This window comes from Lysinibacillus sp. TE18511, from assembly GCF_054062295.1.
Genome location: NZ_JBSSFD010000006.1, coordinates 141764 through 165758 on the forward strand (window position 1 = coordinate 141764; position 23995 = coordinate 165758).

19 protein-coding genes and 1 other annotated feature are annotated in these 23995 nt (G+C 39.2%); of the genes, 16 read left to right on the forward strand and 3 right to left on the reverse strand.

Annotated elements, in window-relative coordinates:
• Positions 1 to 597: 597 nt before the first annotated feature.
• The 3 genes from pheS (at position 598) to ACVWXS_RS06955 (ending at position 6294) form a co-directional block, all read left to right on the forward strand.
• A complete protein-coding gene (pheS, locus tag ACVWXS_RS06945; RefSeq protein WP_068983933.1) occupies positions 598 to 1635 on the forward strand; it encodes a phenylalanine--tRNA ligase subunit alpha in 1038 nt (345 codons plus the stop codon).
• A gap of 12 nt (positions 1636 to 1647) precedes the next feature.
• Positions 1648 to 4065 (forward strand): phenylalanine--tRNA ligase subunit beta, encoded by a 2418-nt coding sequence (gene pheT / locus ACVWXS_RS06950; RefSeq protein WP_456957142.1) that lies wholly within the window; start codon positions 1648 to 1650, stop codon positions 4063 to 4065.
• A 261-nt stretch (positions 4066 to 4326) separates the two neighbouring features.
• Positions 4327 to 6294 carry a methyl-accepting chemotaxis protein gene (locus ACVWXS_RS06955; protein ID WP_456957144.1) on the forward strand — a complete coding sequence of 656 codons (1968 nt, stop codon included), beginning with the start codon at positions 4327 to 4329 and terminating at the stop codon, positions 6292 to 6294.
• A 213-nt stretch (positions 6295 to 6507) separates the two neighbouring features.
• Here ACVWXS_RS06955 and rnhC read toward each other — a convergent pair whose 3' ends face one another.
• Positions 6508 to 7434, reverse strand: coding sequence for a ribonuclease HIII (rnhC, locus tag ACVWXS_RS06960; protein WP_456957146.1), 927 nt, complete (start codon positions 7432 to 7434; stop codon positions 6508 to 6510).
• 134 nt (positions 7435 to 7568) lie between these two features.
• Between rnhC and zapA the strand changes: the two genes are divergently transcribed.
• The 5 genes from zapA to ACVWXS_RS06985 are packed head-to-tail and all read left to right on the forward strand — an operon-like array spanning position 7569 to position 12963.
• Positions 7569 to 7829: a cell division protein ZapA gene (gene zapA, locus ACVWXS_RS06965; protein WP_068983930.1), complete on the forward strand. Its 261-nt coding sequence runs from the start codon at positions 7569 to 7571 to the stop codon at positions 7827 to 7829.
• A gap of 5 nt (positions 7830 to 7834) precedes the next feature.
• A complete protein-coding gene (locus ACVWXS_RS06970; RefSeq protein ID WP_068983929.1) occupies positions 7835 to 8374 on the forward strand; it encodes a CvpA family protein in 540 nt (179 codons plus the stop codon).
• Positions 8375 to 8433: 59 nt separating this feature from the next.
• Entirely contained in the window at positions 8434 to 10143 is a 1710-nt protein-coding gene (polX, locus tag ACVWXS_RS06975; RefSeq protein WP_456957149.1) for a DNA polymerase/3'-5' exonuclease PolX, read from the forward strand.
• An 18-nt stretch (positions 10144 to 10161) separates the two neighbouring features.
• Positions 10162 to 12528 (forward strand): endonuclease MutS2, encoded by a 2367-nt coding sequence (locus ACVWXS_RS06980; protein ID WP_456957151.1) that lies wholly within the window; start codon positions 10162 to 10164, stop codon positions 12526 to 12528.
• A gap of 21 nt (positions 12529 to 12549) precedes the next feature.
• On the forward strand, positions 12550 to 12963 hold the full coding sequence (locus tag ACVWXS_RS06985; RefSeq protein WP_068983927.1) for a DUF350 domain-containing protein: 414 nt from the start codon (positions 12550 to 12552) through the stop codon (positions 12961 to 12963).
• A gap of 129 nt (positions 12964 to 13092) precedes the next feature.
• Here ACVWXS_RS06985 and ACVWXS_RS06990 read toward each other — a convergent pair whose 3' ends face one another.
• Both ACVWXS_RS06990 and ACVWXS_RS06995 read right to left on the reverse strand, forming a co-directional pair.
• Positions 13093 to 13296: a hypothetical protein gene (locus tag ACVWXS_RS06990; RefSeq protein WP_456957153.1), complete on the reverse strand. Its 204-nt coding sequence runs from the start codon at positions 13294 to 13296 to the stop codon at positions 13093 to 13095.
• A gap of 57 nt (positions 13297 to 13353) precedes the next feature.
• Complete coding sequence (locus ACVWXS_RS06995) at positions 13354 to 13500, reverse strand: hypothetical protein (RefSeq protein ID WP_456957155.1); 147 nt, start codon at positions 13498 to 13500, stop codon at positions 13354 to 13356.
• Between the two features lie 457 nt (positions 13501 to 13957).
• On the opposite strand from ACVWXS_RS06995, the gene ACVWXS_RS07000 reads away from it, so the two are divergent.
• The 8 genes from ACVWXS_RS07000 to uvrC all read left to right on the forward strand — a co-directional run bounded on the left by ACVWXS_RS07000 (position 13958) and on the right by uvrC (position 23849).
• Positions 13958 to 15649, forward strand: a complete 1692-nt coding sequence (locus ACVWXS_RS07000; protein WP_456957157.1) for an AMP-binding protein — start codon at positions 13958 to 13960, stop codon at positions 15647 to 15649.
• 207 nt (positions 15650 to 15856) lie between these two features.
• Positions 15857 to 16438, forward strand: coding sequence for a TetR/AcrR family transcriptional regulator (locus ACVWXS_RS07005; RefSeq protein WP_368635975.1), 582 nt, complete (start codon positions 15857 to 15859; stop codon positions 16436 to 16438).
• 14 nt (positions 16439 to 16452) lie between these two features.
• The gene (locus ACVWXS_RS07010) at positions 16453 to 17226 is read left to right on the forward strand and encodes an enoyl-CoA hydratase (RefSeq protein WP_456957159.1); all 774 of its coding nucleotides are present in this window, start codon (positions 16453 to 16455) and stop codon (positions 17224 to 17226) included.
• Between the two features lie 117 nt (positions 17227 to 17343).
• Entirely contained in the window at positions 17344 to 18117 is a 774-nt protein-coding gene (locus tag ACVWXS_RS07015) for an electron transfer flavoprotein subunit beta/FixA family protein (protein WP_368635670.1), read from the forward strand.
• 51 nt (positions 18118 to 18168) lie between these two features.
• Positions 18169 to 19146 (forward strand): electron transfer flavoprotein subunit alpha/FixB family protein, encoded by a 978-nt coding sequence (locus ACVWXS_RS07020; protein WP_368635671.1) that lies wholly within the window; start codon positions 18169 to 18171, stop codon positions 19144 to 19146.
• Positions 19147 to 19415: 269 nt separating this feature from the next.
• Positions 19416 to 19649, forward strand: a binding site (T-box leader).
• Between the two features lie 192 nt (positions 19650 to 19841).
• Positions 19842 to 21185, forward strand: coding sequence for an amino acid permease (locus ACVWXS_RS07025; RefSeq protein ID WP_456957162.1), 1344 nt, complete (start codon positions 19842 to 19844; stop codon positions 21183 to 21185).
• A 138-nt stretch (positions 21186 to 21323) separates the two neighbouring features.
• A complete protein-coding gene (gene trxA / locus ACVWXS_RS07030) occupies positions 21324 to 21635 on the forward strand; it encodes a thioredoxin (RefSeq protein WP_004226420.1) in 312 nt (103 codons plus the stop codon).
• A gap of 426 nt (positions 21636 to 22061) precedes the next feature.
• Positions 22062 to 23849, forward strand: coding sequence for an excinuclease ABC subunit UvrC (gene uvrC, locus ACVWXS_RS07035; protein ID WP_456957164.1), 1788 nt, complete (start codon positions 22062 to 22064; stop codon positions 23847 to 23849).
• Positions 23850 to 23995 lie beyond the last annotated feature (146 nt).

A 23995-nucleotide genomic window follows, 5' to 3' on the forward strand; every position in this document is an offset into this window, starting at 1 on the left:
GCCGTACCAATGCAGTTTTGAATTCATCCTGCGAGCAGCTACCGGGACCAGCAACAAGCTGTAAAGGTATGCCGGCTTTAATCTAGTCGTTATGTCAATGAAGTGATTGCTTGGAGTTTGCCGTGCAATAACTAGGGTGGTACCGCGAAATGTCCTCGTCCCTTTTTTAGGGGCGAGTTTTTTTATGCCATCAAAGTAGTGGATGTCACGGATTTTCAAAGGAATGAATAAGGATGTTAGCCTAAAACCTTCGCATCCTGCGAAAACGGATAACTGACCTGCACCGGTAAGAACGCCACGTCCTGTGGCATTACCGAAATGACCGACATCGTGTCGGCCCTCGTGCAGGCCTGGGCACAATTCAAAATCCGGAAGCATTGTTTATCTGTAGCGAAAGTAAAGCGACAGCGGCAAATGTTATCTGTAGCGAAAGCGAAGTGTCAGCTACAAATGTTTTCTGTGCGAAAGCGAAGCGACAGCAACAAATGTTTTCTGTGCGAAAGCGAAGCGACAGCAACAAATGTTTTCTGTGCGAAAGCGAAGCGACAGCTACAATTACGCCAAGGCGAAATTGATTTTATCAAGGAGGGTATATACATGGAAGAGCAATTAAAGCAGTTAGAGCAAGAAGCACTTGCTAAAATTGAAGTGGCAGCAAATTTAAAAGAGTTAAATGATGTGCGAGTAGCGTATCTAGGAAAGAAAGGACCTATCACAGATTTATTAAAAGGGATGGGTAAATTATCAGCAGAGGAACGCCCGAAAATGGGTGCATTAGTGAACACGGTTCGTGAAAATGTAACGGCTGTGTTAGAAGCTAAAGTGACTGTACTAGAAGAAGCGGCAATTGCTGAAAAATTAGCAAGTGAGTCGATTGATGTCACTTTACCTGGCCGTGAAATTAAGGTTGGAAATCGTCATCCACTAACGCGCGTTATTGAAGAAATTGAAGATTTATTTATCGGTATGGGCTATGAAATTGCAGAAGGTCCTGAAGTAGAAAAGGATTACTATAACTTCGAAGCACTGAACTTGCCGAAGGGACACCCTGCTCGTGATATGCAGGATTCGTTCTATATTTCCGAGGAAATATTATTGCGTACGCATACATCTCCGGTGCAAGCTCGCACAATGGAAGCGAAAAAAGGTGAATCTATACGCATTATTTGTCCAGGGAAAGTATTCCGTCGTGACAACGATGATGCCACACACTCACATCAATTTATGCAAATTGAAGGGTTAGTTATTGGCGAAAATATTCGAATGAGTGACCTTAAAGGTACATTAGATACTCTAGCGAAAAAAATGTTTGGTGATGACCGTGAAATTCGTTTGCGTCCGAGCTTCTTCCCATTCACTGAGCCGTCTGTTGAAATGGATATTTCTTGCTTCAAATGTGGTGGTTCAGGATGTAACGTATGTAAAGGTACAGGCTGGATTGAAATTTTAGGTGCAGGTATGGTACATCCAAATGTACTTGAAATGGCTGGCTATGATCCGAAGAAAGTTTCAGGTTTTGCATTCGGTATCGGTGCAGAACGTATCGCAATGTTGAAATATGGTGTCGACGATATTCGTCATTTCTACACAAGTGACACCCGTTTCTTATCACAATTCGAGCGAACAGAGGCGTAAGGGGGATAAAAAATGTTAGTATCATTAGAATGGTTAAAAGATTATGTAAATACACAGGACTTAGCGCCTGAACAGTTAGCTGAAAAAATTACGCGCTCTGGGATTGAGGTAGATGCAGTAATTGATCGTGCTAAAGGAATGGATAAAGTTGTTGTCGGCTATGTTGTATCAAAAGAGAAGCATCCTGAAGCGGATAAATTAAATATTTGCCAAGTGGATGTAGGTGAAGCTGAGCCACAACAAATTATTTGTGGTGCTCCAAATGTCGATGCCGGTCAAAAAGTTATTGTGGCACGTCCAGGTGCACATTTACCAGGTGGCATTAAAATAAAAAAGGCAAAACTTCGTGGACATGAATCAAATGGTATGATTTGTTCATTGCAAGAGCTAGGGATTGAAGGAAAACTTGTTGCTAAAGCATACTCTGAAGGTATTTATGTACTTCCTGCTGATGCTGAAGTCGGCTCGGATGCCCTTGCTATTTTAGGTCTACGTGACACAGTATTAGAACTTGGTTTAACGCCAAACCGCTCAGATGCACTGTCAATGTTAGGCGTGGCGTATGAAGTCGGTGCAATTTTTTCAGAGGAAGTAAAGTATCCAGAAATTTCTTATAGCACATCTTCTGAAAAAGCTGAAGACATGTTAAAACTTCGAGTAGAAGATTTACAAGCAAATCCAATGTATGTTGCAAAAGTTGTGAAAAACGTAAAAATTACAGAATCACCAATGTGGCTACAAAATCGTCTAATGGCGGCAGGGGTACGCCCGCACAACAATGTTGTCGATGTAACGAACTATATTTTAATGGAATATGGTCAACCGCTTCACGCCTTTGACTACGATAGTCTAGCGACTGGCGAAATCGTGGTTCGCAAAGCAACAGAGGGTGAAAAAATCACGACATTAGATGACCAAGAACGTACATTAAAAGCGACAGATTTAGTTATTACAAATGGTAAAGAGCCAGTAGCTATAGCAGGTGTAATGGGTGGTTCAAACTCTGAAGTAACTGAATCTACTACAACGGTTGTTATTGAATCTGCTTACTTCGACGGCTTAACTGTACGCCAAACATCGCGTCATCTTGGGCTCCGTTCAGATGCTTCAGCTCGTTTTGAAAAGGGTGTTGACCCTAACCGTGTGTTACCTGCTGCAGAACGTGCTGCTGCACTACTAGCTGAATTAGCTGGTGGTGAAGTGTTAGAAGGAACATGCATCGTGGATGAACTAGATAAATCACCAGCACGTGTTGTTGTCTCTCCAGATTTTATTAATGAACGTTTAGGTATGAAAATTTCATTAGAAGATATGCTGTCTATTTTAGAGCGTCTTAAATTTGGTGTAGAAGCTGCAAATGGTTTATTGATCGTTGATGCCCCAACACGTCGTCAAGATATTAAAATTGAAGAAGATATCGTAGAGGAAATTGCTCGTCTATACGGTTATGATGAAATTCCAATGACATTACCAGAAGGAGCAAACCAGGTAGGTCGTCTAACACCATACCAAGCAAATCGTCGCGTAGTGCGCAATTTCATGGAGGGTGCAGGTCTTTACCAAGCTGTAACGTACTCATTAACATCTGAAGCATTGTCACAACGTTTTGCATTGAAAGCGGAGCCAGTAACACGTTTACTAATGCCGATGAGTGAGGAACGTTCAACACTGCGTCAAAGTCTTCTACCGCATTTAATTGAAGCGGCTGCTTATAATGTTGCGCGTAAGGCTGATACTGTAGCATTGTATGAAGTCGGTTCAGTTTTCCTCGGTCAATCAGAAGAAGGGCAACCATATGAGGAAGAGCATGTGGCAGCAGTATTAACAGGAAAATGGCTAGATCATGCTTGGCAGGGCGAGAAAAAAGCGGTAGATTTCTTCGTTTTAAAAGGAATCGTTGAAGGTGTTATCGGTAAGCTAGGTTTAGAGGATCGTATATCATTTGTGAAAGCTGAAGTAGATGGTTTACACCCAGGTCGTACAGCTAGCATTCTTTTAGATGGTGAACAAGTCGGCATTATCGGCGGCTTACATCCGGCAGAACAAAAAACATGGGGTGTAAAAGACACCTATGTAATGGAAATGAACCTAATAGCATTATTAAGTGCTACTGCCAAAGAAGCACCTCTTGCCTATACTCCAGTGCCTCGTTTCCCAGCTATGTCTCGTGATATTGCACTTATCATGGATCGTACAACAACGGCTGGAGAAGTCATTACGGCTATTCGTTCAGCAGGTGTGAAATTATTGAAAGATGTTCGTGTATTCGACGTATATGAAGGTGAAAAAATGGAAGCTGGTAAAAAATCAGTTGCATTCTCCCTAACATACTTCGATCCAGAGCGTACATTAACAGACGAAGAGGTTGTTGCAGCACATAATAAGGTGTTAAAAGCCATTGCAACAATTGAAGGTACAGAAGTACGCTAATTTAATTACTATTGCAAGCTGTCTCGTAATGAGGCAGCTTTTGTTTGATTGGGTAACTTCATAAATCTATTACATAGATAATCCGAACTAAAGTATGAATGAAAGAGGTTCAGAAAGAGTAGATATTCTTAGTGTTTTTCTATATTTTGGTTTTGATAATTGCTAGAAATAACAAATAAATGATAATTATTATTTAATTATTATTTATTTTGTGTATAGTAGAACTTGGATAGAAAATTTTACTACGGGGTGATAGTTATTTTGAAAAATCATCGAAAACAAAGAAGCTTTTCCGTAAGAACACGATTAATATGGGCGTTCACATTAATTCTTTTAATCCCCAGCATTGCTATTGGTACGTTTTCATATATGAAGGCGTCCGACCAATATCAACAGGAGTTAAGTAATAGCTCACGCAAAAATGTAAAATTATTAAATACATTAATTTCAGATGAGATATCACCTATACTTAGCGATACGGAATATTTAGCTAATTTTTTTAATAAGAATGTGCAAGATGCAGAAGCTTTAAAGGAATTAGAAAAATATAATGCATTACATAGCAATGTTTCTGTTGTTAATTTAGCGATTGAAGGGCATAAATTTTTACGTGAGCCATACGTTAAACCTACAGCAGATTATAATCCATTTACCAGACCATGGTACTTAAAGGCTATAGAATCGCCAGGCAAGGGAGTAATGGTCGATCCTTATAAATCAACTATTACAGGGGAATTAATACTAGCAGTTTCAGCTGGATTACAGGATCAGTCAGGGGTTCTTTCTATTGGCCTAAATTTAGAGGGTATTTCCGATCTTGTGAAAACAGTGGAGATTGGTGATAATGGTTACGCCTCATTAGTAAATGCCAATAATCTTATTATTGCCGATCCACAGGCAGATGTAGGATCAGAGCTCAAAAAGTCCTATATAGAAAAGATGCAAGGAAAAGAAGAGGGGAGTTTTTTCATTGAGGAAGATGGAAAAGAGTATCAAGTATTCTTCACTACCAATAAACTAACAGGTTGGAAAATTATTGGCACAATGGATTTAGCAGATGTAGCAACTGTCACAAAACCAATATTAATAAACACAATGATGGTTATTGTCATAGCTATTATCATATTTGGAATCATTGGTGCTGTCATTATTAGAACAATCATTCGACCTCTAAATGAGCTGTCTACAGTAGCTGAGCAGGTAGGGAATGGTGATTTGCGCAATCTCATCGAAGTTAAAACACAAGATGAGATAGGTAAGTTGGCGAATATATTCAATAAAATGATTCAATCCTTACGTGAAGTAGTTGGTAACATTGGTGAGGAATCCAATCAGTTAGCTGCATCATCGGAGCAACTGACTGCAAGTACTACAGAAAATAAACGAGCTACATCGCAAATCGTTGATTCCATTCAAATATTTGCCGAGACGGTTGATATACAAGCAGAAACTATTAATGACAGTAACAGTTCTGTACTAGAAATGTCATCATCCATTCAGCGTATTTCGGTAAAAGCAGATGCTGTTAATGAGATGTCAAATAAAGCTATGGATGCTGTTTTGAGTGGTGATGAGACTATTCAAACGGCCGTTCAACAAATGACCATGATTCAAAATACTGTACTAACCCTTGAAAAGACAGTGCAAACATTAGACAAGCGTTCTCACGAAATTGAAGACATTGTGGAGGCCATAACTCAAATTGCTGAACAAACTAACCTATTAGCTTTAAACGCAGCAATTGAAGCTGCCCGTGCAGGTGAGCAAGGTAAAGGCTTTGCGGTAGTAGCTGACGAAGTGCGAAAGCTCGCTGAACAATCTGCACAATCTACACTACAAATTAAGGAAATTATTTCTAGGATTCAAGCAGATACAGGGCTGGCAGTTGAATCAATGGCTGCAGGTTCAGCTGAGGTCGTGAAGGGTATTGATGTAACAAATATGGCAGGAAAGTCGTTTGAAGAGATTCGTACGAATGTACAAAGTGTAACTTATGAAATAGGACAAATTTCGGAGGCATCTAAAGTCATTTCTCAACATGCCAATCAAGTGGCAATGGGGATTGAAACGGTGCTTGAGCAAACAAATGAAAATACAGCAAGTGCACAAAATATTTCCGCTGCAACAGAGGAACAGCTTGCATCTATGGAAGAAATTGCAGCATCAGCCGAAGCGCTTGCTGACATGTCTGAAAATCTTCAACGGACGATTCAACAGTTTAAATATTAAGCTAGAACAAAAGACTTCAAAAAAGATCATAATAAATTTTTGATACAAAGAATTTCGCTAACTACAGTCGAGGGCAAGTCGTATAAACTTGTAATCTGCTGGAGTATAGCGAAATTTTTTTTAAGACCAGATTGATCTCAAATTAACTGCTCGTAAAAGTAAGACAAATAATCAGTGGAGAATAACAGAAAACCCTACTGATTAAAATTTCTTTTATTTCATTTTCCTCGCTTTTTCTGTATTAGCAAAATGCCATTTCGTAACGGATCGTAAAAATTCTTCACCTTGCCCACGCCAAATACGTGCTGCTAATGCATCTACCTTTGCTGAAGCTCCCTTCAATAACTCAGTACCGGCAATCTCACTTAGTTGGTCCATTTCTTTTAAAAATGCCGCACGAGCTAATATCGATGCTGTTGCTACTGAAACATGTAATTGTTCAGCTTTCGTAGAAAATAGTACATCATCTCGAACAATTTCTCGCTCATTTTTTAAGTAATTGTAATAGACACCACGTTCAGCAAACTGATCGATCAAAATATGTTCAGGTTTTTCGGGTGCCATTTTTGACAGTGCATTTTTAAGTGCCTTATTGTGCATCATGGCCTTCATTTTACCTTGAGAGTAGCCTCGGGATTGTAATTCGTTATATTTTTCATTGCGAAGTACTAGCACGCTGTGAACACAAGTGGCACGCAAATCGGGAGCTATTTTACGCATATAATCATCTGTTAACATTTTTGAGTCCTTGACACCTAGTTCGTTTACTAGCTCAATTTTTGATGCAGGCACATATACTGCGGCAACTGTAATTGGACCAAAATAATCACCAGTACCAGTTTCGTCTGAGCCTAGCACCGACATCAAAGCAAAGCCATCTGGCAGAACATCACCCTTTGCTCCGATTGCGGATGATTTCTGTGTATTTGTTATTTCGATGTTTCCCCAACGTGCAGCTTCACGCTCAGCCCCTCCCCCTTGGAACATTAATTTACCTGATTTATACATCGTAATTGCGGTATCTGGGAGTTTTGCGGCAAAGATTACACCAGGTGCTTTACGTTCCACGAAATTGTTTGCATAGAAAGACATCACCTCTTTTTGTAAATTTGTTGATAATAAAAGTACAATATTTGACATTTAATCGTTCCTTTCTGTCCTCATTGTTCACAATTTTATACCTTTCATGGTATGATAATAAATAGCTTTTTTGTGTGATACTGCACATAATCAAAAAAATTGTGTGCACAAAGACTTTAAAGGAGGGTGCGACTATGGAAAATCAAGAAAAGAATAAAATTTCTGTGGAAATTTATGGTCATACATATAAAATGGTCGGTTCTGAATCCATTGGACATATGCGACTTGTCGCTTCGATTGTTGATGACCGTATGCGCGAAATGAATGTACATAATCCCTCACTTGATAGCACAAAGCTTGCCGTTCTTACAGCAGTAAATACCGTTCATGATTATTTACTATTAAAAGAACAAATAGAGCAACTAGAAGAAGAATTGAAAAAATTAAAGGGTTGAAGTGAATGTTAGATTTAATCATATTAGTGGTGCTATTTGCCGGGCTCATCGTTGGAGCAAAACGTGGTTTCATCGTACAGATGATGCACATCGTTAGCTTTGTAGTTGCCCTAATTGTTGCGTATATTTATTATAAACCATTAGCACAAAAATTTGTGTTTTGGGTACCGTATCCAGGTGTAACAGATTCAGGTGGTCTTGGGATAGCGATCGATAGCCTAGATGTAGACCGTACTTTTTACCGAGTCATTGCCTTTGCTGTTATTTTCTTTGCGGTGAAAATTACATTGCAAATTGTTGCATCGATCTTTGATTTTATAGCGTATTTACCTGTGTTAGGCACAGTGAATCGTTGGCTTGGAGCATTGTTTGGCATAATTGAAAACTATTTAATTATGTTTATTTTGCTATACATCCTTGCTTTATTGCCAGTTGATGGTATCCAAAGTTTAATGTCGAAGTCGTTGTTAAGTGGTCTCATTTTGGAGCATACACCAATTATTACGAATATGTTCCAAGACTGGTGGTATATTTATATGCAATAGCAAACTGTGCACTTCTCTCGGTTTTGAGGGAAGTGTTTTTACGATAGGAGGAATTCTGGGTGAACAAAAAAACAATTATTCGCACACTTGAAAAAATTGCATTGTATATGGAATTACAAGGGGAAAATCCATTCAAAGTGTCTGCCTTTCGAAAAGCTGCCGCTGCACTTGAAGGAGACGAGCGCTCGTTAAGCGAGATGGAGGATGTAACAAAGCTTAAAGGCATTGGTAAAGGAACAGCTGCTGTTATTGAGGATTTAATGACAACTGGGGAATCAAGCCTACTAAAAGAATTAGAGGAAATTGTACCAAAAGGGTTGCTCCCATTATTAAAACTTCCAGGCTTAGGCGGTAAAAAAATAGCCAAGCTTCATCAAGATTTAGGCATTGATTCTGCGGAAAGTTTAAAGGCTGCTTGTGAGTCATGCAAAGTTCGTGAACTAGCAGGCTTTGCAGCAAAAACTGAAGAAAAAATATTAAAAGAGCTTGCAAATTTAGCAAATCGTTCAGAACGGTTACCGATTTGGCAGCTAGAACCTGTCGTTTTACAAATTGAAGCACTTCTAAGTAGTATGGAAGAAGTGGAACGTTTTTCTGTTGCTGGCAGCTTCCGCCGTGCTGCAGAAACAAGTAAAGATATTGATTTTATTGTTGTCACTGAAGCAGTTGAAGCTGTACGTGAAAAATTACTGAATGAGCTTTCTATCCAAGAGGTAGTGGCAGCTGGTGATACAAAGATTTCAGTTATTTTAGATCTAGAAGAGCCGGTGAGCGTAGATTTTCGATTAGTGAAAGATGCTGAATATGCAACAGCCTTGCATCATTTCACAGGCTCGAAAGATCACAATGTTCGCATGCGCCAAATTGCTAAAGCCCGTGGTGAAAAGATTAGTGAATATGGCGTAGAGCAAGCAGATGGTACCGTATTGACATTTAAGGATGAAGAGCAATTTTTTGCGCATTTTGATTTACCATTTATCCCGCCTAGCTTGCGCACAGGTACAACGGAATTTGACAAAACGAAAGACATTAAAGGTCTAGTAAAACTAGAGGATATTCATGCAGATTTGCATATGCATACGACGTGGTCTGATGGTGCGTACTCTGTAGCGGAAATGGGCGAGGCAATGATAGAGCGAGGCTATCAATATAGCGTTATTACTGACCATTCACAATTTTTAAAAGTAGCGAACGGCTTAACACCAGAGCGTTTAAAAAAGCAACGAGCTGAAATAGAGGCATTTAATGAAGCGCATGCAGATTTTCATTTATATACAGGGACAGAAATGGATATTTTGCCAGATGGTTCTCTCGATTTTGAAGATGAAGTGCTAAGAGAATTAGATTTTGTCATTGCCTCCATTCACTCTAGCTTTACACAATCGCAGGAAAAAATTATGGCGCGTCTACTTACGGCGATGCAAAATCCTTATGTTCATATGATTGCACATCCAACTGGTCGCATTATTGAGGATCGTAATGGCTATAATCCTGATATGGAGCAATTAATTACGTGGGCAAAGGAATATGGTAAAATTTTAGAGTTAAATGCGAATCCTTATCGTCTTGATTTATGTGTTGAGCATTTAGAAATGGCTTTAGCTGCCGGCGTGCCCGTAGCAATCAATACAGATGCCCACGATATTGCTCATTTACGCTTTATGGATATTGGGGTGCGCTACGCAAACAGAGCATGGTTGAAAAAGGATATGATTGTAAATACATGGACGCGAGAACAATTTGAAGCGTTTATTCGACGAAATAAATAGGTTGAGGAGGTGTTCTCAGTGATTGCAGAACGCGCATTGAAAACACTAGAATATGATAAAGTACGTCAGCAAGTGGCTACATTCTGTACTTCATCAATTGGCAAATCAGCCATTGATGAGCTTGTACCACAAACAGACTATGAAAAAGTTGTACAATTATTAGAAGAAATGGATGAAGGACTTTCTATTTTACGTGTAAAAGGCAATGTGCCGATGGGTGGTATTTTTGATGTACGACCAGCTGCGAGACGTGCACAAATTGGTGGCATGCTTTCAGCGATAGAATTAATGGAAGTTTCAAGTACAATTCGAGCTAGTAGAATTCTTCGCAATTTTATTGAAGATATCGAATCAGAAGAAGTGATTGAGATTCCTCATTTCATCGCCAAAAAGGATTCAATGCCTGTTTTAACAGGTTTGCAGCATGAAATTAATAACTGTATTGATGACAACGGCTCAGTGCTAGACTCTGCAAGCCAAACTTTGCGTTCCATTCGCCAATCTTTGCGCGCTGAGGAGGCTAAAGTTCGTTCTAAGCTTGAAAGCCTTACACGTGGGAGCAATGCTTCAAAAATGCTCTCAGATACACTTGTAACGATTCGTAATGATCGCTTTGTTATCCCAGTTAAGCAGGAGTATCGTCATCATTATGGTGGAATTGTGCATGACCAATCATCTTCTGGTCAAACATTATTTATCGAGCCAGATTCTGTTGTCCAAGCGAATAATGAAATTCATCGATTAAAAATGAAGGAACAAGCTGAGGTTGAACGCATCTTACTTGCTTTAAGTGCAATGGTAGAGGAAGTAGCGCCTGATTTATTTAACTTAGTAAAAGTACTAGGTGAAATAGACGTCATTTTAGCAAAAGGCAAGTACGGTCAAGCGAACAAATGTACAATGCCTAAAATGAATAACGATGGCTATATTCGACTTGTGCGTGCACGTCATCCACTTTTACCGATCGAAACTGCAGTTGCCAATGATATTGAATTTGGGAAAGACATTACGGCCGTTGTAATTACAGGACCAAACACTGGTGGTAAAACTGTGACTTTAAAAACAGTTGGACTGTGTACATTAATGGCACAGGCAGGGTTACCAGTACCTGCACTTGATGGTTCAGAGCTAGCCGTTTTCAAGCAGCTTTTTGCGGATATTGGAGATGAACAGTCCATTGAGCAATCACTGTCAACATTCTCATCTCATATGGTCAATATTGTAGACATCTTAAAAAAGTTTGATCACGAGTCACTAGTACTATTTGATGAATTAGGGGCTGGGACTGATCCTCAGGAAGGGGCAGCTCTTGCCATCTCCATTTTAGATGAAGTACATGGTAGAGGCGCCCGTGTTATGGCGACGACGCATTATCCTGAGCTAAAAGCATACGGCTATAATCGTCCAGGGGTTGCCAATGCAAGTGTGGAGTTTGATATTGAAACACTGAGTCCAACATATCGTCTGCTTATCGGTGTACCAGGTCGTTCGAATGCATTTGAAATTTCAAGTCGCCTTGGCTTACCAGAGTCGATTATTGACCGCGCGAAAAGCTTTACAGGCACAGATCGCCATGAGGTAGAGTCAATGATTGCTTCACTTGAAGCGACTCGTCGCCAGTCTGAAGATGATGCAGAACGCTCTCGTGAATTACTGATAGAATCTGAAGACCTACGCAAAGAGCTGCAAGAAAAAGTACTTGCTTACGAAGAACGCAAAGAAGCACTCGATAAAAAAGCGAAAGAAAAAGCTCGTAAAATTGTTGATGAAGCAAAAATAGAAGCAGAATCAATTATTGCGGATCTTCGGGAAATGCGCAAAAATGCAGACCAAGTTGTCAAGGAGCATGAGCTTATCGAAGCTCGTAAACGATTGGAAGAAGCTACACCGCTTGAAAACAATAAAGTGCTGAAAAAAGCAGCACAAGTAAAGGCCCGTGCACAAAACTTAGTTGTCGGAGACGAGGTAAAGGTGTTAAGCTATGGTCAACGGGGTACATTGCTTGAAAAAGTATCGAATTCCGAATGGGTTGTCCAAATGGGTATTTTGAAAATGAAAATCTCGGATAGTGATCTAGAGTACATTAAACCAGAAAAGGAACCTGTGCAACGTATTACGGGTGTGAAAAATCGCAATAGCCAAGTAAAATTAGAATTAGATTTACGTGGCGAGCGATTTGAAGATGCCATTATACGTACAGAAAAATATATTGATGATGCCTTACTTGCAAATTATGGGCGTGTGTCAATTATTCACGGTGTCGGTACAGGCGCATTACGTCAAGGAATTCAAACCTATTTGAAAAAGCATAAGCGTGTAAAATCCTTCCGTTTTGGTGAAGCCGGTGAGGGGGGCTTCGGCGTCACGGTTGTGGAATTGAAATAAGCTGTAAAGGGGACGGAGAAAATGCTGAATTCTAACTTTTGGCGATATCCAATTATCGAAACGGCAGGATATTTTAGTGTGGTTGTTTTATGTTTAGTCGTCTCGATGGCATTATTCGAAGTCGTTACGAAATATAAAAATTGGGAAGAAATTAAAAATGGTAATATCGCTGTGGCGCTTGCAACAGGTGGAAAAATACTGGGGATTTGTAATATTTTTCGTTTTTCCATTGCGCGCCATAGTAATTTAAGTGAAATGATTGGCTGGGGTCTATTTGGTTTTATATTACTTATTGTGGCGTATTTCTTATTTGAATTTATGACACCACGTTTTAATGTTGATCAAGAAATCGCAAATGATAATCGTTCAGTCGGCTTCATATCCTTTACTATTTCAGTCGGTCTATCGTTTGTTATTGGGGCAAGTATTGCATAGGAGTGTAATGACATGGAAAAATTAGCAAAAATACTAATCGTTGTCTGCATCGCATTTTTGGCAGTCGGTGTCTACTATATGATGACCATTTAAGTAAGAAAACGCATCCTTTTGAGAGGATGCGTTTTTTTATATCTGATGGGTAGAGAGAAGAGCTGCTCGGGTATCTAGCGACAATAAGAGGCCAGGGCGACGGATCGAAAAGCTAAAGCGACGGAAAGAAGAGCCAGGGCGACGGAAAGAAGAGTCAAAGCGACGGAAAGAGGCTGGGGCGACGGATTGAAGAGCTAAAGCGACGGAAAGAAGTGTCAGAACGACGGAAAGAGGAGTCAAAGCGACGGAAAGAGGCCAGGGCGACGGATCGAAAAGCTAAAACGACGGAAAGAAGTGTCAGAGCGACGGAAAGAGGCCAGGGCGACGGATCGAAAAGCTAAAGCGACGGAAAGAAGAGTCAGAACGACGGAAAGAAGAGTCAAAGCGACGGAAAGAGGCCGGTGCGCCGGATCGAAGAGCTAAAACGATGGAAAGAAGAGTCAAAGCGACGGAAAGAGGCCAGTGCGCCGGATCGAAGAGCTAAAGCGACGGAAAAGAGTGAAAAACTGCTCAGGTTGAGTGTGTAATCGCTCCAATAGATAAAAGACTACAATCCCCTCGAAAAAATCAAGTTACAACATCCGCAAAACAAAACCATCGCAAAATACTACCAAAGTCTATTAATATTCTTTCATCTATCTGAAAAGTAATCATTCAAAAATTATTTTTTGAATATAAGAATATTACCTCAATCTTTTGTATGAAAAAAGAAAGAATGAATGAGTATTCATAAGGGATATAAATTCAAAAACCTGAGAAATACAGTTATATAAATGTTGTGAAACGCATAATAATTAATCGAAAATGCATTTATTTTCTATTTTGCGTTTGAAACTATATTTCTTTTTCATTATAATTAAAGTAAGTATTTATAAAGTTTGGGACAAAGGGGAGTGAACGTATGACAAAAAAACCATGGCTGAAAAATTATCCTGAAGAAGTACCATCGTCTTTAACGTTTGAGGAAATTCCTGTGCAAGAATTTTTGACACGTGCCTATAAAAAGAATCCATCCAAAGTGGCGATTCATTTTATGGGTAAGGATTTGACGTACACAGAGCTATATGAGTCTGCGCTAAGATTCGCAAACTATTTACAAGCACTAGGGATAGAAAAGGGAGACCGTGTGGCTATCATGCTGCCAAACTCACCGCAAAGTGTAATCGCTTACTACGGAGCAATGTACGCTGGAGCGATTGTTGTGCAAACAAATCCACTTTATACTGAGCGTGAACTTCAATATCAAATGGCTGATTCAGGTGCGAAAGTTATTTTATTGATGGATATTTTATATCCACGCGTCATGAAAATCATAAAGGAAACTGCACTTGAAAATGTAATCGTCACTGCCATTAAAGATTATTTACCATTTCCCAAAAATTTAGTTTATCCGTTTATTCAAAAAAAGCAGTACGGTTTTAGTGTAAAGGTTGAACATAGTGGTCAAAATCATCTATTTACAGAAATTATGCGTTCTACGCCAATCAAAATGATGGATATTCCATTTGATTTTGAAGAGGACATTGCATTGCTGCAATATACAGGTGGAACAACTGGCTTTCCTAAGGGTGTTATGCTGACTCATAAAAATTTAATTGCCAATACAACAATGTGTGATGCATGGATGTATAAATGCGCGCATGGTGAGGAAACCATTATGGGCATACTACCATTCTTCCATGTCTATGGTATGACGACTGTTATGTTATTATCTGTTGTTACGCAAAATAAAATGGTGCTTTTACCAAAGTTTGATGTAGAAACAGCGTTGAAAACGATTGAAAAGCAAAAACCAACACTTTTCCCAGGTGCACCGACTTTATATATTGGTTTATTAAATCATCCGGATATTACAAAGTACGATTTATCGTCCATTAAAGCATGCTTAAGTGGTTCCGCTTCACTGCCAGTAGAGGTGCAGGAGAAATTTGAAGCGGTAACAGGAGGAAAGCTGGTTGAAGGATATGGATTAACAGAAACTTCTCCTGTTACACATGGTACGCCTATTTGGGGTAAACGAGTTATCGGATCAATTGGTGTACCTTGGCCTAATACGGATGCGGTAATTTTACGTACTGGGGATACAGAGGCGCTTCCAGTCGGAGAGGTTGGGGAAATAGCTGTAAAAGGGCCACAAATTATGAAGGGTTATTGGAATCGGTCAGAAGATACGGCAGCAGCGTTCGTAGATGGATGGTTTTTAACTGGAGATTTGGGCTATATGGATGAAGAAGGATTTTTCTATGTCGTTGATCGTAAAAAAGATTTGATTATCGCAGGTGGTTTTAATATTTACCCGCGTGAGGTAGAGGAAGTACTATATGAACGAGAGGAAATCCAAGAATGTATAGTTGCTGGTATACCGGATCCATATCGAGGAGAAACAGTAAAAGCTTATATTGTTTTAAAAGAAGGATATTCGATTACAGAAGACGAATTAAATAAATATTGCCGACAACACTTGGCTGCCTTCAAAGTTCCACGCTATTATGAGTTTAGAGATGAACTACCGAAAACAGCAGTTGGAAAAATTTTGCGCCGAGCTTTAGTGGATGAAGAAAAAACGAAATTGGCGAATAAAGAAGCAAAATAAAGACGTGATAAAGTATTGACAAGTAAAGTTGTAAAATATAATATGAAAATATGAATGAATGACCATTCATATTTTCATATTTTTTTTAGGTTAACACGTCACATTCTTCAAAGTCATTAGTGAAACAATTTTGAGATAGCTGGTATGAACATAGTGATTGAGCATGAATGTTTACGTACGCAAGTTTTTTTAGGTGGTGATATAAAGGTGAAACGTGATAAGCCAAAATATAAGCAAATTATTGATGCAGCTGTCATCGTTATTGCAGAGAATGGGTATCACCAAGCACAAGTATCGAAGATTGCCAAACAGGCAGGGGTGGCCGATGGAACAATCTATTTATATTTTAAAAATAAAGAAGATATATTAATTTCTGTCTTTAATGAAAAAATGGCTGTTTTTGTAGAGTCATTACAAGATATAATAGAAAATGGAAGTACGTCTAAAGACAAACTTTCACGAATGATAGAAAATCATTTTAATGTTCTAGCAACAGATCGATACCTAGCAACCGTCACACAATTGGAACTACGACAATCGAACAGAGATTTACGATTAAAGATCAATTCGGTGTTAAGAGAGTATTTACAATTACTTGATCAAATTTTAATCGACGGTATGCTTTCAGGTGAGTTCAATCCAACGATGGATGTACGATTGGCACGTCAAATGGTATTTGGAACAATTGACGAAACCATTACGTCATGGGTTATGAATGACTATCGATATGATTTGATAGAACAGGTTCCAAAGGTTCAGGCATTAATCCTGAACGGCATTAAAGCTTAAAAGGATGTGGAGAAATGGAATTTCTAAGTTGGAAAGTAGAAGATGGAGTAGCAATTATTACGATTGCACGTCCGCCAGCAAACGCATTATCCCGCGGAATCATTAACGAAGTAAATGCTGTGCTAGATGCCGTAGAAAACGATGACACTGTACGTGTCCTTGTACTTCATGGCGAAGGCCGATTCTTCTCAGCAGGGGCAGACATTAAGGAATTTACAGAGGTTGAATCTGGGGATGAATTTACGAAGCTAGCGAGCAATGGTCAGCAAGTTTTTGAGCGAGTGGAATCGTTCTCTAAACCTATTATTGCTGCAATTCATGGTGCCGCATTAGGCGGGGGACTTGAACTAGCGATGAGTTGTCATCTGCGCTTTGTGACAGAAACTGCGAAATTAGGGCTACCTGAATTACAATTAGGTCTAATTCCAGGTTTCGGGGGTACACAACGTCTACCACGATACGTAGGGGTTGCAAAAGCTGCAGAAATGATGTTTACAAGTGAGCCGATTTCTGGTGCAGAAGCTGTGCAATGGGGGTTAGCGAATCGTGCATTTGCAGATGAAGCATTACTTGATGAAACGCTAAAGGTAGCAAAAAAAATTGCGAAGAAGAGCCCGGTTGCTTTAAAAGCAGCTATTCAAACATTGCAATATGCTAAGCATGCTTCATTTTATGAAGGTATTGAGGCTGAAGCAAAATCCTTTGGCACGGTATTCGTATCGGAAGATGCTAAAGAGGGAATTCAAGCATTTATTGAAAAACGCGAGCCTGTGTTTACTGGCAAATAATATTCCATCAGTGTCGATAGCGACTTGAAAGAGTGTTATCGACGTTATCGACACTGAAAATATATAATATTTATAAGTTTACTTAGAAATAAAAAACGTTTCAGGAGGTATGGATATATGAATATTTTTGCATTAATTAAACGTACGTTTGATACAGAAGAAAAAATCGTTGTGTCGGGTGGTAAAATCCAAGAAGATGGTGCAGAATTCATCATCAACCCTTACGATGAATATGCAATTGAAGAGGCAATTCAAGTGCGTGACGCTGCTGGCGGTAAAGTAACAGTTGTTACGATTGGTGGCGAAGATGCAGAAAAGCAACTACGTACAGCGCTTGCAATGGGAGCAGACGAGGCGGTTCTGATTAATACAGAAGATGATTTAGATGAATTAGATCAAAACGCAGCTGCATATATTTTAGCTGAATATTTAAAAGATAAAGATCCTGATTTAATTTTAACAGGAAACGTTGCCATTGACGGAGGTTCTGGTCAAGTAGGTCCACGCGTTGCAGATTTACTAGGCATTAACTATGTAACGACAATTACTAAGCTTGAAATTGACGGAACATCTGCGAAAATTGTACGCGATATCGAAGGTGATTCGGAAGTTATCGAAACATCTTTACCACTTTTAGTAACAGCTCAACAAGGTTTAAACGAGCCACGTTACCCATCTTTACCAGGTATCATGAAAGCGAAAAAGAAGCCGCTTGCAGAGCTTGAATTAGATGATTTAGATATCGATGAAGATGATGTAGAAATTAAGGTAGAAACGGTTGATATTTTCTTACCAGCTCAAAAGGCAGCAGGTCGTGTTCTTGAAGGCGAACTTTCTGCTCAAGTAAAAGAGCTAGTAAACCTACTTCATTCAGAGGCTAAAGTAGTTTAAGTCATCTGAAAATGCAAATCGAATCTTAAAGGGTAACGGAGGGAATATACTATGTCAAAAAAAGTATTAGTATTAGGTGAAGTTCGTGAAGGAAGCTTACGTAATGTTTCTTTCGAAGCAATTGCAGCTGCAAAGCAAATCGCAGATGGTGGTGAGGTTGTTGGTGTACTTTTAGGCGATGCTGTGGCAGGTTTAACAGGTCCATTATTTGAATATGGTGCTGACCGTGTTGTAACTGTGGAACATCCACATTTAAAACAATATACATCTGATGGTTATGGTCAAGCTTTAGTAGCAGTAATTGAGCAAGAAAAGCCAACTGGTATCGTATTTGGTCATACTGCAAACGGTAAAGATTTATCGCCGAAAATTGCAAGTAAATTACAAGCAGGTCTTGTATCGGATGTAACGTCTATTGAAGGTGCTGGTGATGATGTTGTATTCATCCGTCCAATTTATTCTGGTAAAGCTTTTGAAAAAGTTAAAGTAAAAGACGGCTTGGTTTTAGCTTCAATTCGTCCAAATAATATTGCACCATTAGAAAAAGTAGTTGGTAAATCAGGAGATGTAACTTCTATTGCTGTGGATATTACAAACCTTCGTACAATCATTAAAGAGGTAGTACGTAAATCTTCAGAGGGTGTAGATCTTTCAGAGGCAAAAGTAGTTGTTGCAGGTGGTCGAGGTGTAAAATCAGAGGAAGGTTTTGAGCCATTAAAAGAGCTTGCAGATTTACTTGGTGGTGCAGTTGGTGCTTCACGTGGTGCATGTGACGCTGAATATTGTGACTACTCACTTCAAATTGGTCAAACAGGTAAGGTAGTAACACCAGACCTTTACATTGCAGCGGGTATTTCTGGAGCAATTCAGCACTTAGCTGGTATGTCAAACTCAAAAGTAATCGTTGCGATTAATAAAGATCCAGAGGCAAATATTTTCAAAGTTGCAGACTACGGTATCGTTGGTGATTTATTTGAGGTAGTGCCTCTTCTAATTGAAGAATTTAAAGCGTTAAAAGTAAATGCATAATTAAATTATCTTCATTCAGCAAATTTGCTGAATGAAGATAAAGCCTCCGGCGGATGTCACGGATTTTGAATCGTGCAGACACAATTCAAAATCCGGACGCAATTATGCCAAGGCGAAATTGATATTAGTGCGGGGAAGATGTATCTTCTCCGCTTTTTTGTGTTCGAATTTTTCGAGTTTTTAAAGTTATTGCAAAATAAAGTGTTGACAGAGTTAATTTTAGACCGTATAGTGATTTGTAATATTTAAATTTTTCGAAAATAATGTTTTGAAACGCAAAGATTAGGAGTAGTAAAAGCTCATTATTTGGTGAAGAGAGCTGCGGGATGGTGCAACGCAGTCCAATAAGACTTTGAACTTGCCTAGGAGTGGTAAGATAAGTAGAATTAACAGATTATTCTATTTACTTGACGATTAACCTTCGTTACAAGGTTTTTAAGTAGGGTTTTTATAGAACCAATTAGAGTGGTACCGCGGTTTGCTTATGGCATATCGTCTCTTCTTTCATTTGATAATGAAGGAACAGACGATATGCCTTTTTTATTTTCGTTTAGGCTAAAATGCTACATCCTCGAGGTCACTTCAATCCCTCAGGCAAAAGTGGAGGAGCGCTTGCTTTTTGCTTCGGGCTCTCCAGCGCTTGTCGGATGTAAACAAGCGCTTTAGTATATTTGTTCATTTTAGGAGGTAAGGAAATGGAAAAGGATAATCAGAAATTACAGAGAACAATGACCTCACGACATATTACGATGATGGCTTTAGGTGGTGCCATTGGTGCAGGGTTATTTAAAGGGAGTAGTGCAGCCATTGATATGGCAGGGCCATCCGTACTTTTAGCGTACTTAATAGGTGGTATTATTCTGTTATTTGTTATGCAAGGTCTAGCAGAAATGGCAGTCCGTAATAGCGAAGCTAGAACATTTAGAGATTTAGTTCAAAACATTTTAGGGAAGTATCCAGCTTATTTCCTAGATTGGATTTATTGGAAAATGTGGGTTTTAAATATCGCCGCAGAATCTATAGTTGCGGCCATTTTTATTCAATATTGGTTGCCAGATTACCCAATTTGGATACTTGCATTAGCCGTTTCGGTGTTAGTTACAGCCATTAACTTGTTATCAGTGAAAGTTTTTGCTGAAACGGAATATTGGCTGGCGTTAATTAAAATTACCGTTATTGTGGTGTTCATCGTAGCGGGACTAATTTTATTACTTGTTACTTTTGGTAATCATACGGCTGTTGGTTTTTCTAATTTAACGGAGCACGGTGGTTTCTTCCCGAATGGATCAACGGGGTTAATTGCTGCAATGCTTGTAGTTATTTATTCTTACGGTGGCACTGAAATTATTGGTATTACATTAGCCGAAACGAAAAATCCTGAAAAAGTAGTGCCAAAAGCTGTTCGCAGTACATTAGTACGCATTGTGACTTTCTATATACTGCCTTTCTTTATTATCGTTAGCTTGATTCCCTGGAATGAAGTAAATGGGGTACCAGAAAGTCCGTTTGTGATGGTGTTTAAAATGATTGGGATTCCTGGTGCTGACCATATTATGAACGCAGTTGTTTTACTTGCCATTATTTCATCAATGAACTCGGGACTTTATGGTTCATCACGCATTTTGTATACACAAGCTGTGGACGGGCGTGTTCCTAAAATCTTTGCACGTTTATCAAAAAGAAAAGTTCCAGTATATGCTATACTGATGTGTACTTTAGCTTTATATATGGGCGTAATCATTTCTTTATTTGTGGGAAGCAAAGCCTTTGATTACCTAATGGGTTCACTTGGATACACCGTGTTATTTATTTGGTTAATTATTGCGATTGCGCATTTGAAATCGCGTAAACAACAGCCGGAAAAAACAAGTGCTTATGCAGTGAAATGGTTCCCTTATACAACTTGGATCGCTATTATTGCGTTAAGTGCAATTTTGATTGGTATTATTTTTACAACATCTATTATCGTAACAGGCATTACATTAGCTATTTATCTCTTTATTACGTTAACTTATGTGTATAAAGGTCGTTTTCAATAAAAATAGCTAATTAGCAAATCAACCTAATACCTTTTTCGACCTAATTTTTCATAAATTATGCATACTAGGCAGATTGTTCGCTCTAGCGAATTTATCCATGCTATACTACAAGCATAGTAAGTTTAAGGAGGATTTCAAATGGCAATTGTACATGCAACAGATGCAACTTTCCAAGATGATATTAAAGAAGGGTTAGTGCTAGTAGACTTCTGGGCTGCTTGGTGCGGACCTTGTAAAATGATTGGGCCAGTTCTTGAAGAAATGGATGCTGCAGGTAGTGCGGCTAAAATCGTAAAAGTAGATGTAGATAACAACCAAGGTACTGCAGCGCAATACCAAATTATGTCTATCCCATCATTACTATTATTTAAAGATGGTGAATTAGTAGACAAAACTGTTGGTTTCCAACCAAAAGAAGCGTTAGAAGCATTTATCGCAAAACATGCTTAACTTCTTTCAGCACAAGTCTCCCACCTTTACAGATGGGAGATGAATGCAAATTTAAGCTACTTTTCAGGGGTGTCCAAACACCCGCTGAAATAGAGGAACTCAGTCTAAGAACGCCACGTCCTGTGGCGACGACTGAGTGACCAACATCACGTTGGCCCAAAGCCTCCGGCGGATGTCACGGAATCGGAAAGGAGTTCTTAGGGGATGTTAGCCTAAAACCATCGCATCCATGCGATAACGGCTAACTGACCTGCATCGTGCTGGCCTAAGCACAAAGCCGATTCCGGACGCAATTATGCCGAGGCATAATTGATCCTGAAAGAAAAGAAAAGTCGAGCCATCTATAGATGTGCTCGGCTTTTTTTCGTTATATAATAAAGAGAAAAAGCGAACGCTAGTTTTAACAAAAAGGAGGGCTGGTAGGCGATGAATGATTTAATTAAACGAAAGCTTGAAATTTTACCAGATCAGCCTGGCTGCTATTTGATGAAGGATCGGCAAGGAATCATTATTTATGTTGGGAAAGCCAAAGTGCTGAAAAATCGAGTACGCTCGTATTTTACTGGTACGCATGAAGGGAAAACACAGAGACTTGTAAGCGAAATAGAAGATTTTGAGTACATTGTGACATCCTCCAATATAGAAGCTTTAATTTTAGAGCTTAATCTTATTAAACTACATGATCCGAAATACAATATTATGCTGACGGATGATAAAACGTATCCGTATCTAAAAATTACAAATGAAAAACATCCACGTCTTATTACGACGCGAAAAGTGAAAAAGGATAAGGCGAAATACTTTGGCCCATACCCAAATGCCTATGCAGCTAGTGAAACGAAAAAGCTGCTTGATCGTTTATATCCGCTCCGAAAATGTGTGCAACTACCTTCCAAGGTTTGTTTGTATTATCACATGGGACAATGCCTAGCACCTTGCGTAAAAGATATTGATGCCCAAATTTACCACGATATGATTGAGGATATGACGAAATTTTTAAATGGTGGTGTTGAGGAGGTCAAAAAGGAGCTCGAGGAAAAGATGCTTGCAGCTGCAGAAAATTTAGAGTTTGAGCGTGCAAAAGAGTTTCGTGATCAAATTGCTCATATAGACACTGTTATGCAAAAGCAAAAAATCGTCTCAAGTGATACTACAAACCGCGATGTATTTGGCTATGCAGTCGAGAAGGGCTGGATGTGTGTGCAAGTTTTCTTTGTTCGTCAAGGAAAGCTCATTGAACGAGATGTCTCGATTTTCCCCATTTATCAAGAGGCAGAAGAGGAATTTTTAACGTTCGTTGGCCGATTTTACGACAAGTTAGAACACATTAAGCCGAAGGAGATTTTTATCCCACAATCTATTGATGCGGATATTTTAACGGAATTACTTGATGTTCGAGTGCTAACACCAAAACGCGGGCAAAAAAAAGAACTTGTAGAATTAGCGATTAAAAATGCTGAAATTGCTGTAGCAGCAAAGTTCCAACTTATTGAACGTCAGGAAGAACGAACAATAGGCGCATGTGAGGCACTCGGTGAAGCTATGAGTATTTCAACGCCTTTAAGAATTGAAGCTTTTGATAATAGTCATATGCATGGAACAGATGCAGTATCTGCAATGGTTGTATTTATCGATGGAAAACCAGCAAAGAAAGAGTATCGAAAGTACAAAACACGCACAGCTGCCAAACATGATGATTACGGGGCAATGCAGGAAGTAATAAGGCGTCGTTACACACGAGTATTAAAAGAAGGTTTACCTTTGCCAGATTTAGTACTAATTGATGGTGGGAAGGGGCAAATGGAAGTCGCACGAGAAGTATTAGAAGATGAACTCGGACTAGTCATTCCAATTGCCGGATTAGCAAAAGATGAAAAGCATAATACGTCACAGCTTTTATTTGGTGACCCACCTGAAGTAATTGCGTTAAAGCGCACAAGTGATGGATTCTATCTACTGCAACGAATTCAGGACGAAGTACACCGCTTCGCCATTACCTTCTTACGACAGCAGCACGAGAAGCATGCCATTCAATCTGTTCTCGATCATATAGAGGGTGTTGGTCCAAAGCGAAAACAGCAATTACTTAAGCATTTTGGCTCTGTCAAAAAAATTCGTGAGGCAAGTGAGTTAGCGTTACAAGAAGCCGGTATGCCTGCTAATCTAGCTAGCAATATTCACGCTTATTTTCATTCAGCAGATCGTTCTTTGTAGCGAAAGCAAAGCGTCAGCTACAGAAGACTCCCATCTCTGAAGGTGGTGAAATGAATGCAGATGGAATTCCTTTTCAACAAGAGTCATTGTCAAAGGATTAGTCATATGCTAAGGTTGTATATAACATTGATCTAAAATAGCAATGT